A 16,101-nucleotide genomic window follows, 5' to 3' on the forward strand; every position below is an offset into this window, starting at 1 on the left:
AAAAATGGAACGAGAACCGAGAATCCGAGAGGACGAGAAAAAAAGCTTGAAATTCTTGATTCTTTACTTAAAGGTAGATAAACAAAAGCGCCGCTACACCGTCAGGTGTTAGCGGCGTCCCCCCCTTTTCCCCTGTCACGGGCTTACACGTTGAATTATAACACAACGAAATCTTATTTCAAAACATAAAAGAGATACTTACTTCTTTCTGTGTTGACTTAGTCAAGCCAAAGATATATAATAAATATAGAATAACCTCTTACTAAGAGGAGGGCAGTTTCAGCCCTCTATTTTTATTAATTTGAGGTGGTATTCATGAAATTAATGGATCCTTTGAATAGGCTCGCGAAAGAAGTTGCAACTGAACTAGGATATGAAATTTATGCGTTAGATCTAAAAAGGTATAGGGGGAAACAACAGCTGGTTGTAACAATAGACAACGAAAAGGCGAGTATTTCTCTTGATGATTGCAAAAAGTTTTCGGAGCGATTTGGGCGTATCCTTGATGAAGAAAACGTAATTGAAGGCTCGTATGAGCTTGTTGTACAATCCCCGGGTGTTGAGCGCGATTTGAGAAACCCAGGTGATTATGCGCGTTTTACGGGTAAACTGGCAAAACTAATTTTAAAATCCCCTCTGGATAATAGAACAGTTCTAGTGGGCATTATCGAGCAGGCCTCTGAAAGCACTGTTACAATCCGTGAAAAGGATACAGGGAAAATCTATGGGGTAGCATACGAAAATATAAAAAGAGCTAATTTAAAGCTTGAGTTTTGAGCGGGAGGTGGTTTCTTTGAACCTGAATCTTCTTGAAGCCCTTGAACAACTTGAACAGGAAAAAAATATACGAAAAGAAGAGGTTTTAGAAATTCTGGAAAAAGCTTTGCAAAGCGCCTATAAAAAGAATTTTGGTGGTGAGAGCGATGTGCAGGTGATAATCGACCGGTTAACCGGCGACATTGGTGTTTATGAAAGGCTTCTTGTCACCAATGAGGTGAATGACCCTCATCAAGAAATCGCTCTTCCCGAAGCTTTGAAACTTGATCCCACTGCTAAAGCTGGCGAATTTATTTTGAGGAGACTGAATATAAAAAAGTTCAAGAGAATAGCAGCCCAAACTGCGCGACAGGTGTTGATCCAGAAGATCCGCGAATTGGAGAAAGATAATCTCTACAGTATCTATGCGGACTTAAAAGGTTCTGTTACAACAGCAGAGATTCTCAGAATAGTGGAAGGTTGGGCAGATCTCAGAATAGGAAAAATCGATACCAGAATCCCTCTTAAAGAGGCCATTCCCGGCGAAGAATTGAGACCCAACACATTTATCAAGGTATTTGTTGTTGATGTATTGAAAACCACCAAAGGTCCAAAAATTCTCGTCACCCGGCGCGGGACGTCTTTCATCGAGGAACTCCTGAAATTGCAGGTTCCCGAAATCGAAAACGGCGACGTTAGAATAGTCTCAATAGCCCGCGAAGAAGGTGTAAGAACAAAAGTGGCAGTTGATTCCGAAGATATGAAAGTGGACCCGATAGGTGCATGCATCGGTGAAAGCGGTGTGCGCATAGGAGAGATCTTACGCGAAATCCGGCCTGAAAAGGTTGATATCCTTCGCTGGAGTGCAGATCCTGCGAAATTTATATCTAACGCAATTGCCCCTGCGAGTGCCATAGAAGTGAAAATTTCCAGCGAAGAAAATAAGGAAGCCACTGTATATGTTGCGCCAACGCAACTGTCATTGGCTATTGGCAAAGGCGGTCAAAACGCAAGACTCGCCGCGAAGCTGACCGGGTGGAAAATTGATATAAAGCCTTTGATGTGATGGAGTGTTATTGTAACATAATACGCATTTGTTGTAAATCAAAAAGTGTACAATTTTTCTGTCATTCAGAGATCGCGATCCAATAGGGAGGGTTTACAGTGAAACAGGATATTCTTAGAAACGAACTTAGAAGAAGAAAGCAAAGGATGACAGCCCAAAGGGAGTTAATACTCAAGATTTTTTTGGATTCAGAAGACGAGCACATGAGTGCTGAAGAAGTATACAGAAAGGTGCTCAACAGACGTCTTAGAATAAGCAAAGCAACTGTTTATAGAACCGTTGACCTGCTTTCTGATGTTGGATTATTGAGAAGAATAGTTTTCAGAGATGGTGTCATTAGATATGAATTGGTTGGCAAAGATGAGCAACATCATCACCACCACATTATTTGTACTGAATGTGGGCGTGTCGATGAATTCCCCTTTGACCTTTTAGATGATCTCGAAAAATTAGTCGAAGAAAGTACAGGTTACAAACTAACCGACCATCAATTGAAATTCTACGGGCTTTGTTCTGAGTGCGCAAAAGAGAAAAAGAGCAAAGAAACTATCAATAAAGCTACGAAGAAGGCAGCAAAGTAGTTATAGGGAGATTCCAATCGCAGCACAGGAGAAAATTCCGACAGTTTCACAACGACGATTTCAAAGCACACTGAAAGAAATTCCAGCCCCTTTGCAAAGATAAATGCGAGGGGCTTTATTTTTATAATATCGAAAAACAGCAATCCAAAAGTCCCTACAAGCGCGGGAATGAGATAAAACTCCACAGCAACTAAAGTAAGGGGAATTGCCAGTAGTGCTATATTTCCGAAAAGATTAAGAGAAACAGGCAATGTCACACCTTGAGCTGCCCCACCTATGAGAAGCGCCTGAATAAAAGGCGGTCTTTTTTTCTGTGGTGCCATTACGCAAAGCAGGATTCCTGAAGTCGATAAAAAGCTCAACTGGAAATCAGGCAGGACAAGATCAAAAGGTTCAATACCCAGCATTATAATACCACTAAGTCCTAAAATGTTTAACGGAGATTGAGGATAGTCAATAGCACGAAATATCACATATATAAGAAGCATCAGAAAAGCTCTTGATGCTGAAATTACAGGACCTGTGCATACAACATATGCAGCTGTTAGGAATATGGAGAACAGATCTTTCACATGATACGGCAACAAAAACAACGACATGAAATAACTTATGATCATGTAGAAAAGCCCCACATGCAACCCCGAGACGGCAAATATGTGGGAAATTCCGATATTTTTCAAGGCTTCTTTGAAATGGTTGTCCAATGGGGCTTTATTGCCAAAAAAAGTCGAAAAGACAAGTGCATTGGTAACCCCATATTTAGCCAATATGCTTTTCACACTATTTCTAACGTTTTCAGCAAAGCTTCCCATTCCAATAGGTGGGACAAAAGCCGATATCTCTGATTTCAAAATCGGTTGAAAGGTTGTCCCTTCAACTTTTCCAACCGCCCAAAAAATCTTTCCCGAATCGGGCTTCCCATTCTCAACAAAACTTTTATTGGTACTGACCATTATCTTATACGGTAGTTCTCTCCACTCACCACCAAGCAATACTCTACCTTTGCCCATGAAGAAATCATCTGTATAAACTTTTTTCACCTGTCCGGTTATTTCCACAACAGAACCCGGTTCCAGCTTGACAAAATCAGCCTTTGTAAAAACCAGTAGCGACCCAAAAAAGAAAAAAAGCAGAACCTCGGGCAAGAATCTTCTTGTCATCCAGCAAAAAACCAAAAAGGGGCCCAAAATCAGGACCCCTTTGAGAATTTCATGGTCGCCAGTCAAAATAGAGAACATTATACCAAAAGCCATGGAGACGAAGAAAATGAATAAAGGTGAATCGCTTTGCTTGAGCAAAGAAAGATCCACTGCAAACCTCTTTATGCGCCGTATTTCTCCAGTCTCATGGCATGAGCCATCATCAAAGGTATAATGTCAAGAGCCATTATATTTCCAAGAGTTCCCCTTGCACACTCATATTCATTGAATTGATCGCTCAATCCAAATCTGGAGAAATCGGATTTTATCATAAAGGGAACAGGATGCCAGCTATGGGATTTCATTTTCGCCGGTGTTGAATGGTCACCGGTGACGGCCACTACATCGGGATTCAAAGAAAGAATTTCCGGCAATAATCCATCGAACTCTTCAATGACGTGCACTTTCTTTTCAAAGTTCCCATCTTCTCCATAGGAATCCGTTTTCTTTACGTGGAAAAAGAAGAAATCGTAATCGCTCCAGATACTTTTGAGAGTTTCGACTTCATCGGAAATAGTTGTGCCTGTTTTTACCACATTCATGCCAACAAGCTTTGCCAGGCCCCTGTACATTGGATAGGTGGCTATCGCTGCGGCTCTCATTTTGTATACTTCGTCAAAGGTTGGAAGGACCGGGTGCTTTGAAAAACCCCTCAAAAGAGCAAAATTCATTCTTGGCTCTCCCTTTAGCACCTCTTTTACTTCTCTTAAAAATTTATTTACAACTTCTGCGGTTCTTTCAGCTTCTGGTGCAAGGGCTTCAGACCAGGCGATCTCTTTCCCCTCCTTCTGGGGGTCAGCATCTGAAATTCTTTCATCAAGCCATGGTGCAGTGAATTTCACGACAAACCTATGCTCTTTGCCGGGATATACAGATATCTTTACGCCATCGATTTCCTTTATCTTCTCTCCGAGCTTTTCCACAGCTTTTGAACTCACTTCGGTTACTGGACGCCCGGCTCTTCTATCAACTATGACATTGCCTTCAAGCGTTGCAAAATTGGCCCTTGCAACCAGGTCATCTTTCCCTACCTCGACATCTCCACCAAGGGCTTCCAGTATTCCCCTGCCTATCTGATATTTGAGGGGGTCATAACCAAATAAGCCTAAATGTCCTGGGCCGCTTCCAGGCGTTATACCCTGAAGCACCGGTACCGTCTGACCAAGATCTGCTTTCTTTGCAAGGGCATCCAGATTCGGAGTGTGTGCAGCCATTAAAGGAGTTTTCCCATCAACCGGAAGATCACCTATTCCATCAAGAACGAGCAAAAGCACTTTGCTTTCATTTTTAACTGCCAATTTTTTTATCAATTCATGCCTGTCCACAATTATTCCTCCTTTCTTTTATTTATATATATTTTACCATAGGGTTGTGCGTGGCTTGAAAAGACGAGAGCCGAGAGTCCGAGAGGGCGAGAGGGTGACAAAAAGCATGACGTTTGCGAGGCTGTCAGATGGTGGAGCGACGCTCACGAGCACGAACTCCTGGGGAGTTGTTGCGAACCACTTCGTGGTTGTCTCGAACTGCTGCGCAGTTGACGGCAGAAAAACATGGAGAGAGCAAGAATGGATGAAAATAATTGACGTACAACGAACAACGCACAACGTACAATGATTTTTTTGTTTCTCGATTTTCTCGCAACTCAGTTTTTCGTTGTAGGTTGTTGGTTGTGGGTTGTGCGTGGCTTGAAAAGCCGAGAATCCGGGATCCGAGAGTCCGAGAACAGAGAGAACTTCTAAACACCAGCAGAGCTGGTCGTGGCAACTCCGAAGGAGTTCATAACACTGGCGTAGCCAGTCATACCCACGCGCAGCGTGCTTAGCCGCTGCAAAGCAGCTCTCGGATCTCAAATCTCGGTTACCATTTCTCGACTTCTCGTCTTTGCTCTCGTTTTCTTGAAACTCGGTTCTCATGCTAAAATTGTTTCAGAATACCTGGAGGTAGGTTTAATGGATTCTAATAATATCGTTCTGGTGGGTTACTACGGCTACAATAACCTTGGCGATGACTTATTATTGCTGTCTACGCTCAAAATCCTGGATGAAACGGGTTTCAAAGGCGAAGTATTTATACCTTCTCCAAAGGGGCTAAATCAGCTTATTGCGGAGAGGTCTTTTGGGTATAGAATTACTCGTATTCCCAGATATAACCCTTTTATTTTAGAAAAAGCCATTAAACGTTCTTCATTAACCATTTTTGGCGGTGGAAACCTGTTTCAGGACGAAACAAGCACAAGGAGCTTCCTTTACTATTATTTTGTAGCCAGAAAGACTTTGTCGTATCGGAAAAGGCTGCTTCTTTTATCGCAAGGATTTGGTCCTTTAAAAAAAGGTATGCATTCAAAAAAATTATCCGAAATTCTGTCAAATGAAAATTGTTACGCCATTTTAAGAGATACAGTTTCCTTTCGCTTTGCCAGTGATTATTCTTCAAAAGCCTTTGAAGGCACTGATTACGGTCCTTATTGTCTTGATCAAAGTGAAGAAACAGCTCAAAAAGATAAAAAACTCGCGATATTGGTGCCAAAGCATTTTAACACTGCAAATGAAATTCTAAAAGTTCTTATAAAAAAGGACTTTAGAAGGATTAGCATAATACCTTTTCAAAACCACAGAGAAACAAAAATGTATGAAAAATTGTGCCGTATTGCTCGCTCAATGGGATTTTACATCATTTCAGCTCCTCAAGGCCAAATCTCGACAGCAAAACTATTCCAGCATTCACGCTTGATTGTAAGCGAAAGGCTTCATGGTGCTATTCTAGCAATGTGGATGGCAAAGCCCTTTATATGGAAATCAAGCGAGAAGATGGAAGGCTTTTTCTCTTCATTCGAGTACATTCCACCAAGTTTTTCTGAAGATACTGAAAGCATAGATATAGCAATAGCCCGAAGCACTTCCTTCGACTATAATTTCCTTTCAAAAGCATATGTACAAAGGCTCGAAAGAACTGTTCTGCTTTCAAAAGAAATAATTTCGAATTTGCTTTGGAAGAGGTGATAGACATTATGTGGTCTTTTCATATTCCAACTGTGGTGCACTTTGGCAGGGAAGTTGTTAAAAAGCGAGCTGATTTCGTTGATTACGGCTCAAAGGCCTTTATTGTTACAGGAAGGCGATCTGCGAGAGCATCGGGCGCTTTATACGACATAACCAAAGTTCTTATTGGACAGAATATTGTCTTCACGGTATTTGATGAAGTCGAGGAAAATCCATCTTTTAGAACGATTGAAAAGGGCACCGATCTACTCCGAGCTGAAAATTGTGATTTCGTAATAGGCATAGGAGGCGGAAGCCCCATTGACGCAGCCAAAGCGATAGCAATTCTCGGTGCAAATCCCGAAATGGGAGTAGAAGAGCTTTATTCTGGAGAGATAGCGTATTCTCTTCCTTTGATAGCCATTCCCACCACTTCCGGGACCGGTTCAGAAGTTACGCAGTATTCAGTTTTAACAGATAATGATGGAAATAAACGCGGCTTTTCAAATGCACATGCTTTTCCACTATTATCGTTCCTTGACCCCAGATACACCCTTACAATGCCGAAGAATCTCACTGTTAGCACTGCGCTTGACGCTCTTTCGCATTCAGTTGAAGGCGAATTGATCAACAACGGTAACAACCCCATGATAAAAGATTTCTCGATAAAGGCAACTTCCCTTATCAGGGAATATCTACCCCGTATAGTTGCTGAACCTGAAAACCTTTTTTACCGTGAAAAATTGCAGTATGCGTCTATGCTGGCAGGCATTGTAATAGCCCATACAGGGACCACAGTAGTGCATGCTGCGGGTTACCCTTTGAGCTCAAAGAAAGGAATAAGGCATGGCATAGCAAATGCTGTATTTCTTGTCGACATTTTCAGTCATGTTTCAGAAAACTCAAAAGATCAGGTATTAAAGGCCATTGAACCCTTTGAAAGCTTGAATGAATTATCAAATTTCCTCAACGAATTTGGCGTTAACAACATCTCTATATCCATAGAAGAAAAAGAGATTTCCGAATGGGCAGAAAAGGCTGCTAATGCCCCACATAATATAAGGACGCCAGGTAACAGAGACAGGTCTTTTTACGAGAAGCTCTACAGCAAATTAAAGGAGATGGAAAAATAGAATGCTTTTCCCCAGAGCAATATTGAAGCCCAGACTTAAAAGAAGGGTTTTTAATGGCCATCCCTGGGTTTATGATAACGAAATAGATACTTTCCCGGAGTGCGAGGATGGCTCTTTAGTCGATCTCTTCACCAGTTCAGGGCAATTTGTTGGCAGGGGGTATTACAACTCTCGCTCGACCATAAGTATCAGACTTTTGACGAGAAAATATGAAAATATCGACGAAGACTTCTTTGTGAGAAAAATCCAGAAAGCTTTCGCCTTGAGAAGCAAATACTCTGAAACGAGTGCATATCGCCTTATTTTTGGCGAATCAGACGGACTTCCAGGCCTGGTAGTTGATAGGTATTCTAACTATTTTGTAATGCAAATAAGCACTCTTGGGATGTCATTATTCAGAGAAAGTATCCTTTCTGCTCTGATAAAGCTATTCAATCCAAAAGGCATATATGAAAAATCAGAAGGCGCTTTTTTGAAATTGGAAGGCATTCCTCAGGTAAGCGAATGGCTTTACGGGTCAGGGCCAACTCTGATTCCCTTCAAAATGAACGATATTCAATTTCTGGCTGATCTTATGGGGCAAAAGACTGGTTTCTTTCTCGATCAGCGTTGCAACGCCAGGTTTTTGTCTCGATTTGCAAGCGAAAAAAGAGTTCTCGATGTATTTTCCTACACGGGAAACTTCGCCTTACACCTTTTGAAGGGAGGGGCACATCACGCTACCTTGCTTGACCAGTCCGAAAGGGCATTGGAGGTGGCAAAGGAAGTTTCGAGACTTAACGGCCTGCCAGATAAAATAAGCGTCATAAAAGGAAATGCCTTTGATTTTCTCAGAAATCTCAATCCAGGCGATTATGACCTGATAATTATTGACCCACCTGCTCTTGTAAAAAACGCAAAATACACAGAAAAAGCCATTGCTGCATACAAAGAATTGAACTTACGGGCAATAAGAGCTTTGAAAGAAGGGTTACTGGCTACCTCTTCATGTACCCAGGCTATCAGGGAGGATGCATGGCTCGGCTCTATTCACAGGGCCTTTAACGACAGCAAAAAAATAGGTTTACAACTTTTCTCAGGAAGCCAACCCTTCGATCATCCGGTATCTTCTGCGGTATTTGAAACAAATTACCTGAAGTTCCGTGCATTTTATATAAGAAAAATTTCAGACATTTGATTTTGGCAGGTAAAAATGATGTATAATTCACATATGATAAGCGTGTTAAACAATTGGAGGTAGGTAGCTATGGCCAAGGTTTATGTTGTTACTTCCGGGAAAGGTGGTGTTGGGAAGACTACCATCACCGCGAATATTGGTTGTGCATTGGCTTCAAAGGGTGAAAAGGTATGCCTTATTGATGCCGATATTGGCTTGAAGAATCTCGATATCACATTGGGCCTGGAAAATCGCATTGTTCATACGATCCTTGATGTAGTTAACAAAAAAGTCACAGCTTCCGAAGCCCTTGTAAGGCACAAGCAGTTGAAGGGGCTTTTTTTGCTGGCGGCATCGCAGATTGCGACGAAGGAGATGTTGTCACCCGAAGATATGAAAAGGATAGTCGGTGAGTTGTACGGCAAGTTCGATTACATATTGATTGACTCACCAGCCGGTATTGAAAGAGGATTTAGAAACGCTATCGCGTCGGCAGAAAAAGCAATTGTTGTTACGACACCTGAACTTCCTGCAATCACTGACGCAGACAGGGTGATAGGCCTTCTTGAAAACGCTGGCATGGCAGAAGAGAATATAAGGCTCATAATCAATAGGTTTAAACCCCAAATGGTAAGACGTGGCGATATGCTTACAAAGGAAGATATACAGGAAAACCTTTCCATTGACCTACTGGGTATAATTCCCGATAGCGAAGACGTAATTGTTGCAACAAACAAGGGAATTCCTGTTGTTCTTAACGGCAACCAGGGGCATGGCATTGCCAGGGTTTTCGATAATATCGCCTTACGCATAAAAGGCGAGCTCATATCGGTGGAGAAAGACCTTCAAACCGAAGCCGGTAAAGGGATAATAGAATTCTTCAAAAAACTCTTTAGCCGGAATTGAAAAGGAGTTGAGAGCATGTTCTTCGGTTTCTTCAGAAGAAAGAAAAAGGATCACGGAAGCAGAAAAGAGGCTAAAGATAGATTGCAAGCCATCGTTGCCGGTCGCAGGCACTCCGTCCCTGTTCGAGAAGTTATCCCGGCAGAGGTTTTAAAAAATTCTGAGCAGGACGTAGTAAAGCAGATAAAGAGCTATGTTGCTGAAAGGTTTATGGTAAACGAAGAAAATGTCCGGGTTCAGTTTGAAGAGCACAATGGCTATGTTGTAATAATAACAAACGTTGTGTTTCATTAAAGAGCTCCCGGGAGTGGTCAACCGTGTTCAAAAAAGTCCCAATTGATACTCGAAAGCGTATCGAGTTTATCGATATTACCGCCCGTGTTAAGGCTATCGTTAAAGAAACTTCACTGCAAGATGGATTGGTAATAGTTTATGTTCCCCATACAACCGCAGCTGTTACGATAAATGAGCACGCTGATCCGAGTGTTGTGCTTGATATGTTGGGGTATTTAAACAATATCGTGCCGGAAAATGCTGGTTACAAACACCTCGAAGGCAATTCGGATGCTCATATAAAGGCTTCATTGATAGGAGCTTCTGTTCAGATTCCCCTTGTTGGTGGAGAGCTTATGTTGGGAACCTGGCAGGGAATATTTTTCTGCGAGTTCGATGGTCCAAGGAGAAGGACATTCTTCGTTTCGATTTTGCCTGGTTAGCAAAGCGGGGTGGTCGCTTTTGAAACGGGATAAACTGCTTTACTCCCTTCTTGTTGCGGGGAGCTTCTTTTTTACGCCCAAGGGATTGACCTGGGATATGGGGCTTCCAAAGTTCTATTATGCTTCTATACTGCTGTCAATCATATTTATTTTTGAAGCTACGGATATTTTGCGCAGCAAAAGAAATTTGATTATACCGGTTTATTTTCTTCCGCTATTGGCTTTTGGCATATATGCGGTTGTCTCAACCCTCTTTATTGATATTACAGAAGTGATTCTTTCTTCTCTCGGGTTTGCAGCTATTTTGCTGGTTTTTATATCCTTTTCCCTGATGATTTCAAAAAAAAATATTTCCTTTATACTCTGGCTGCTGCAATTGTTTGTGTTTTCAGGCATGATAATTGCAATAGACGCTCTTACTTCTTTTTATACGGGAAAATCTCTTTTATGGGGAAATGAGTTCAGCGGCGCTATGAGCCGCGGAAACATTTCATCGCTAATAGGGAATGTAAACTTCACTACCGATCTTATGGGCATGCTTCTTCCTTTCACAGCGTTCCTGGCAACTTCAAAGAGAAAGCTCTGGAAATACGACAGGTTGAGAAAGATAGTATTCAGTATAGCCTTTTCTCTCTTTTTGAGTGTGGTAATGGCAGGCCAGACCCGGGGGGTTTATATTGCCCTGTTTGGTGTGCTTGTTTTGATAGCAATGGGAATAACCCTTGCAAGGCTAAAAGGCGTTAGAATTCTGAATGCCTTTCATGTTTCCGCGCTTGTGTTTATTGTGGTTTTAACAGTTCTATTGATCATAGGCTATTCCACAGATTCACCCTTTACAAAAGGCGCCTTTCAAATTACTGAAAGGATTAGCAACATACCCGGAGACAGGACTTCGATCGATGTCAGGATGCTTCAGTGGAAAGCCGCTATCAAGCAGTGGAATAGTAGAAAACTTACGGGAACTGGTTTCGGCACATATAAATTTTATTCATCAGAGAATATGTCCCGTGTGGTTTCTGATGAACCGAAATATATGTATGTAAACGGGCTTTTGAGCATAAGAGCACATAACGAATTCATTCAAATTCTTGCGGAAACAGGAATTTTGGGTATTTCACTGATTGTTCTTTCGTTGCTGGGCTTTGTCTGGTTCTTCTTCAAGAACATCTTTTCTCAAGAGGAACCAGAGAAATTAATGCTTTTTTTAGTCTCAACAGCTTCCCTGGTAGTGATTGTGCTTCACAGTGTTGTCTCCTTTCCCAGCCATTTGATGCCAAACGCTTTGATTGCGGTTCTTGCTCTTGGAATTGCTACTTCCAATGAATTGCGCGGATTTAAGTCCTTCAACATAGTTATCCGGGGAAAGTTTTCCAGAGCTTTTGTTATTCTTCTTATGATATCCATACCGCTTGCAGGCACAGTATTGATGTCGAGAAATTATTTCTTTGAAGCCTATTTCACAAAGGGATACCTGGATAAGTTGAGATTTGATGCTGCAAGTGCTGTTATCCCCGATTTAAGAAACTCGATAGGCAAAATCAAAGCAGATATATTGGACCTTGAAAACTTCCAGGGACAGTTCAGCGCCTTTGCGACAGGCACTTATCTGGAATCAAATTTACCCGCTTACAAATCCAGCTATCCAAAAGCACCTGAACCATTCCTCCTTGAGCTTATCAATAAAAAGCGGCTTGAAACTGTTCAAAGCATAGAACAGGAGCTTAGAAGAAACCTTAAGAAAGCAGCCGATTCTTTGACAGAAGCCCAAAACCAAGGGAATGACAGTTTTTACAGTGCTTTATATAACTTAAAATCCGCTCTCTCCTTTGAAGACCATTCAGGACTGCCAAAGACTTATCTGGCGCTTCTGATGACAACAGGGTCATGGGTGGAGGATTTAAGCCTAAGGCTCTTTAACCTTCCCGATCCGATGGAACAGTTGAACAATTTCTTCAATGGAACCAATGGTTACAATGAATTCATAAATCTCGAAGAACCAAGAGCACTTGTAAAACCTCTTCTGGTGGAAAAAAGGCATCTGCCATTAAAGGAACTGCCTGAATTGATAAAGAGCTATTCGACAGAAGCTTCGTTGACCAGGATTTTGAAAGATATGGATATATCCCTTCTGTTTGGTTTTCAATCGATTTTCGATTCAATAGATATGGCAATTGCTGGCTTGCATATAGTTCCCGATCCGAAAGTTTTCCGATTTGTCGCCAACCAATATTTTAATGCTTTCTCAAAATCATTCTCAGTTCTCAAAGAATTGGACAAACTGAAAACACATCTTTATACAGCTTCACGCAACGCGATCGAGGATTTGAAAAGCAAAATCGCCAGTATTCCCGATAAATACAGAGAGCAATACGAATATCTTTACGACACAGCGATTGCCCTGAATCCGGGAGGCTGGAATATAAACCCCGATTGGGAAAATGTTTACAGCACTTATATGAGGCAACTCTTGTTGATTTATGGCAACGGGGCTATCGAAAAATGCATAGAAGTGGCTCAAAAGGAGCTTAAAGCCTGTGAAGTAATGAAAGAAACCCATTGGGGAATACCGGATATGAGCTTTGAAGTATTAATTGCTTTTGCAGATGCGACAGGCGATTCTGAGCTCAAATCAAAAATCCTGGCGCTTTATGAACCGGCTTATCTTTGGAATAAAAGGCTGGTGGATAGCTTTTACGATGAAAAAATTAAACATCTTGATGAAAACAGCGACATACGTCAACGTTATCTCAATGCGCTGGAACGCATGAAAGTATTTATCAGGAAATATGAAAGCAAAAAAACGGGGGATAACCCCCGATTTTTTTGAGAAACTTTTAGAGAATTATTCCGCCATTCTTTTTTGGCTCTTTTGGTTCAAGTCTTTTTACAAAGTCAGGGGGGGCTACATCTATGACTTTACTTTCCTGTTCTTTCATGATTTCTTCCATCTTTTTCCGGTATTCGTCCATCTTTGCCTTTATTTCTTCCACGTCTCCAGTGAGCCAATTGTAAATGCTATCGGTTAAACTGGCAACAGTTGACGATGTTTCCCTTTCTTCCTCAATCAATCCTGCTTTTTTCGAAACTTCCAGTTCTTCCATAACCGCTTCTTGAATTGTTTCCTTATCGATTTCTCCTGATCTCTTAATCAAGCGCAAAATAATGTTGTTGCGCAGGCGCAAGTCGTCCATTGCGGCTTCGAGTGCTTCGACTTTGCTCATAAGTACTGATAGAATCTGTTCCAAAGAGATTTGCACGATTTCACTTCCCTTCTTTTATTAAACGCAATTGCTTTCTCAATGTTTTTAATGTGCGGCTAATCATGATACCTGAGGCAATTGCCGGTATCCCCAATCCAAGCAAAACGCCGGTGCTTCCCTGAAAGAGTACATCAACAAAGAACACACCAGGTTTCTGAGCACTCCATTCATACAAAAAAGCCATCAGGACTATGATATTACCTATTGCCGCAATAAATGTTAAGACTTCAAGAATTAACGTTGACCCCAACCCGAGCCTTCTTCTATGTATTCCCGATTTGTAGGCACCCGAGGAAAAGTAAAATCTCACGCCCAATAGAGCTGATATAAAAAAAGTCATGAAAGCCCCGGGGAAGGAAAGCAAAAGCAATGGGCTAACATCAAGATGGGATATGCTTATCAGGATTGACGCCACAAAAAGGGCAGTGTAAATCGTCGCTATCAACAGGGATTTCACGATAAAGAGCTTCTCCAATTTTAATGGCAAGTAAGCGGATAAAGGCCAGGACAAGAATTCGGAGGAAGTCGAGATAACCATCATCTGCGACGCATAGAAAGAAGAAATCATAACCATAACAAGCGTCGAACTGTACATTTCCCTGGTTGTGAATATCATTATGAGTGAAAAAACAATGGGATAGAGAAAGAAAAAGAATGACTGCTCTGTCCTTGTCAAAAGCAACACTTCTTTTTTAAGCAAATTAACCCGCTTCTTTGTCTTCAAACTGATAGCTCCTTTTTCGCGTTCAACGGGTTCAAAGATGGCTTTGCTTGCAATGCGATAAGCCATTCGGAAAAGCCATACCCCTAGAAAAAACAGGAGCAACCACTCAATTTTCCCACCTGTTGAGGCTTTGGCTATCCAATATGACGGCAAATACTTATTTGCTGTATAAGAAGAGAGTTCAATTAATCTGCCAGTTTTAACAGAGCCAGCTGGCAAGACAGCGCTAAAAAGAAGCAAAAACACCACAGCGTTCAACAAAATCAATATGCCACTAAACCTTTTCGCAAATACTCTTGAAATGCGGCTAAATAAAAGGCTGGAAATGAACAAAGCAAGAGTGAGCATCAAAAAATAACCTATAAGGGCAGCTAATAAAGACAAAAAGCCATAAAAGACGCTTTTAGACAAGCCAAAGGCAAAGGCAAGGGGCAAATATATGGCAAAGCTCATAAAGCTGCCATTAAAGGCACCAAAGGCCTTGTAAACAAAAAGCGTGCCTTTTTTTACAGGCAACTGCAGAAGGAAATTCATTTCCTCATAATCGCTTAGTGAATAGATGAGATAAGGCAAAAAATTCATGAAGCCGAGCACAAGCATTATAAGACTCAAAAAGGAAAAATAGGATTCTGAGATGCTCAATCCGTTTACAAGAGCGGGACTAAGGCTTTCCTCATATTTTCTCAATTCACTAAAAGTCTCGAAAGCCCCGGGAAAAATCAAACTTCCAAATACCAGAAGCAGTATCAGAAATTGCAAGCCGGGAATATAAAGGCGAGATCGGGTTTTCCTTGAAAAAGAGGTGTTTTTCAATTTGTATTTGAGTAAAATTAGAAGCGTTTTCAAATTATCACATCCGTTTATTCCCCAAGCTGATCGATTATATCTTTAAATTCATTTCCGCCAGTAAGCTCAAGAAAGAGGTCTTCGAGAGTTTCATATTTTTCCTTTGAGAGCTCTTTCAGTTCTTCAAGGTTACCCTCAGCGATGAGTTTCCCCTCATTTATTATGCCAATCCTGTCGCACATTTTCTCGGCGATTTCGAGAACATGTGTGGTCATAAAAATTGCCACTCCGTTATTTGCCAATTTTCTCAGCCAGAGTTTAAGAATCTTTGCGCTGCGCGCGTCCAGGCCAACCGTTGGCTCATCTAGAAAGATGACCCTGGGCTGTCTCATCAACACAGTTGCAAGCATTAGTTTTTGCTTCATGCCATGGGAATAGTCGCCTATGAATTTGTCCAGATAATCAATGCCAAAGGCTGCGCAGATATCTTCAAGCCTTTTCATCGTTTCCTCTTTTGGGCTTTTATATATTTCCATGATAAACTGGGCGAATTCAATGCCTTTCAGGTTATCGTACATCCTTGGCTCATCAGGTACAACTCCTATTGACCTTTTAATTGCTATTTCTTCTTTCTCCATATCCATCCCCAGCAGTTTTATTTCCCCCTCAGTGGGTTTCAGAATGCCTGTAAGCATCTTTATAGTGGTAGTTTTTCCCGCACCATTTGGACCAAGAAAACCGTATATTTCCCCTGGTTTAATATGAAGGTTAAGGCGGTTTACTGCGATAAGTTCTCCGAATTTTTTTGTCAACTGCTTCGCATATATCATGTATACATCACCA

Annotated in this window: 15 protein-coding genes; 10 read left to right on the top strand and 5 right to left on the bottom strand. The window is 41.4% G+C overall.

All coding sequences use genetic code 11. The annotated features are described in order from the left end of the window. The first annotated feature begins 315 nt into the window (after positions 1–315). From AT15_RS03185 to AT15_RS10080, 3 genes are all read left to right on the top strand, one after another. Positions 316–777 (top strand): ribosome maturation factor RimP, encoded by a 462-nt coding sequence (locus AT15_RS03185; protein WP_084251422.1) that lies wholly within the window; start codon positions 316–318, stop codon positions 775–777. Positions 778–793: 16 nt separating this feature from the next. Next, positions 794–1,822 carry a transcription termination factor NusA gene (gene nusA, locus AT15_RS03190; protein WP_068346293.1) on the top strand — a complete coding sequence of 343 codons (1,029 nt, stop codon included), beginning with the start codon at positions 794–796 and terminating at the stop codon, positions 1,820–1,822. Between the two features lie 98 nt (positions 1,823–1,920). Further along, positions 1,921–2,403: a Fur family transcriptional regulator gene (locus AT15_RS10080; protein ID WP_084251424.1), complete on the top strand. Its 483-nt coding sequence runs from the start codon at positions 1,921–1,923 to the stop codon at positions 2,401–2,403. Here the strand turns inward: AT15_RS10080 and AT15_RS03195 are convergent. Beyond that, complete coding sequence (locus tag AT15_RS03195; protein ID WP_068346294.1) at positions 2,322–3,713, bottom strand: ComEC/Rec2 family competence protein; 1,392 nt, start codon at positions 3,711–3,713, stop codon at positions 2,322–2,324. The two genes, AT15_RS10080 and AT15_RS03195, sit on opposite strands and share 82 nt — an antisense overlap. Positions 3,714–3,724: 11 nt before the next feature. After that, a complete protein-coding gene (locus AT15_RS03200) occupies positions 3,725–4,930 on the bottom strand; it encodes a 2,3-bisphosphoglycerate-independent phosphoglycerate mutase (protein WP_068346296.1) in 1,206 nt (401 codons plus the stop codon). A 621-nt stretch (positions 4,931–5,551) separates the two neighbouring features. Between AT15_RS03200 and AT15_RS03210 the strand changes: the two genes are divergently transcribed. The 7 genes from AT15_RS03210 (at position 5,552) to AT15_RS03240 (ending at position 13,315) form a co-directional block, all read left to right on the top strand. After that, positions 5,552–6,601 carry a polysaccharide pyruvyl transferase family protein gene (locus AT15_RS03210; RefSeq protein ID WP_068346300.1) on the top strand — a complete coding sequence of 350 codons (1,050 nt, stop codon included), beginning with the start codon at positions 5,552–5,554 and terminating at the stop codon, positions 6,599–6,601. An 8-nt stretch (positions 6,602–6,609) separates the two neighbouring features. After that, positions 6,610–7,713: an iron-containing alcohol dehydrogenase family protein gene (locus AT15_RS03215; protein ID WP_068346302.1), complete on the top strand. Its 1,104-nt coding sequence runs from the start codon at positions 6,610–6,612 to the stop codon at positions 7,711–7,713. Between the two features lies 1 nt (position 7,714). Continuing rightward, a complete protein-coding gene (locus tag AT15_RS03220; RefSeq protein WP_068346304.1) occupies positions 7,715–8,890 on the top strand; it encodes a class I SAM-dependent rRNA methyltransferase in 1,176 nt (391 codons plus the stop codon). 69 nt (positions 8,891–8,959) lie between these two features. Beyond that, positions 8,960–9,775, top strand: coding sequence for a septum site-determining protein MinD (gene minD / locus AT15_RS03225; RefSeq protein ID WP_068346306.1), 816 nt, complete (start codon positions 8,960–8,962; stop codon positions 9,773–9,775). Positions 9,776–9,790: 15 nt separating this feature from the next. Further along, complete coding sequence (locus tag AT15_RS03230; protein ID WP_068346308.1) at positions 9,791–10,066, top strand: cell division topological specificity factor MinE; 276 nt, start codon at positions 9,791–9,793, stop codon at positions 10,064–10,066. A 23-nt stretch (positions 10,067–10,089) separates the two neighbouring features. Continuing rightward, positions 10,090–10,488: a secondary thiamine-phosphate synthase enzyme YjbQ gene (locus AT15_RS03235; RefSeq protein WP_068346309.1), complete on the top strand. Its 399-nt coding sequence runs from the start codon at positions 10,090–10,092 to the stop codon at positions 10,486–10,488. A gap of 19 nt (positions 10,489–10,507) precedes the next feature. Further along, on the top strand, positions 10,508–13,315 hold the full coding sequence (locus tag AT15_RS03240; RefSeq protein WP_068346311.1) for an O-antigen ligase family protein: 2,808 nt from the start codon (positions 10,508–10,510) through the stop codon (positions 13,313–13,315). 7 nt (positions 13,316–13,322) lie between these two features. On the opposite strand, the gene AT15_RS03245 is transcribed toward AT15_RS03240, so the two are convergent. The 3 genes from AT15_RS03245 to AT15_RS03255 are packed head-to-tail and all read right to left on the bottom strand — an operon-like array spanning position 13,323 to position 16,088. Beyond that, complete coding sequence (locus tag AT15_RS03245; protein ID WP_068346313.1) at positions 13,323–13,745, bottom strand: hypothetical protein; 423 nt, start codon at positions 13,743–13,745, stop codon at positions 13,323–13,325. A 4-nt stretch (positions 13,746–13,749) separates the two neighbouring features. Then, complete coding sequence (locus AT15_RS03250; RefSeq protein ID WP_068346316.1) at positions 13,750–15,318, bottom strand: hypothetical protein; 1,569 nt, start codon at positions 15,316–15,318, stop codon at positions 13,750–13,752. A gap of 14 nt (positions 15,319–15,332) precedes the next feature. Further along, entirely contained in the window at positions 15,333–16,088 is a 756-nt protein-coding gene (locus tag AT15_RS03255; protein ID WP_068346319.1) for an ABC transporter ATP-binding protein, read from the bottom strand. Positions 16,089–16,101 lie beyond the last annotated feature (13 nt).

Origin of the sequence: Kosmotoga arenicorallina S304, assembly GCF_001636545.1 — a bacterium.
Lineage (GTDB): Bacteria > Thermotogota > Thermotogae > Petrotogales > Kosmotogaceae > Kosmotoga_B > Kosmotoga_B arenicorallina.

Excerpts from the sequence above, each read along its gene's own strand:
- minD (WP_068346306.1), top strand. The coding sequence starts at position 8,960 with ATGGCCAAGGTTTATGTTGTTACTTCCGGGAAAGGTGGTGTTGGGAAG.
- AT15_RS03185 (WP_084251422.1), top strand. The coding sequence starts at position 316 with ATGAAATTAATGGATCCTTTGAATAGGCTCGCGAAAGAAGTTGCAACT.
- AT15_RS03215 (WP_068346302.1), top strand. The coding sequence starts at position 6,610 with ATGTGGTCTTTTCATATTCCAACTGTGGTGCACTTTGGCAGGGAAGTT.
- AT15_RS03220 (WP_068346304.1), top strand. The coding sequence starts at position 7,715 with ATGCTTTTCCCCAGAGCAATATTGAAGCCCAGACTTAAAAGAAGGGTT.
- AT15_RS03255 (WP_068346319.1), bottom strand. The coding sequence starts at position 16,088 with ATGATATATGCGAAGCAGTTGACAAAAAAATTCGGAGAACTTATCGCA.
- AT15_RS03210 (WP_068346300.1), top strand. The coding sequence starts at position 5,552 with ATGGATTCTAATAATATCGTTCTGGTGGGTTACTACGGCTACAATAAC.
- AT15_RS03230 (WP_068346308.1), top strand. The coding sequence starts at position 9,791 with ATGTTCTTCGGTTTCTTCAGAAGAAAGAAAAAGGATCACGGAAGCAGA.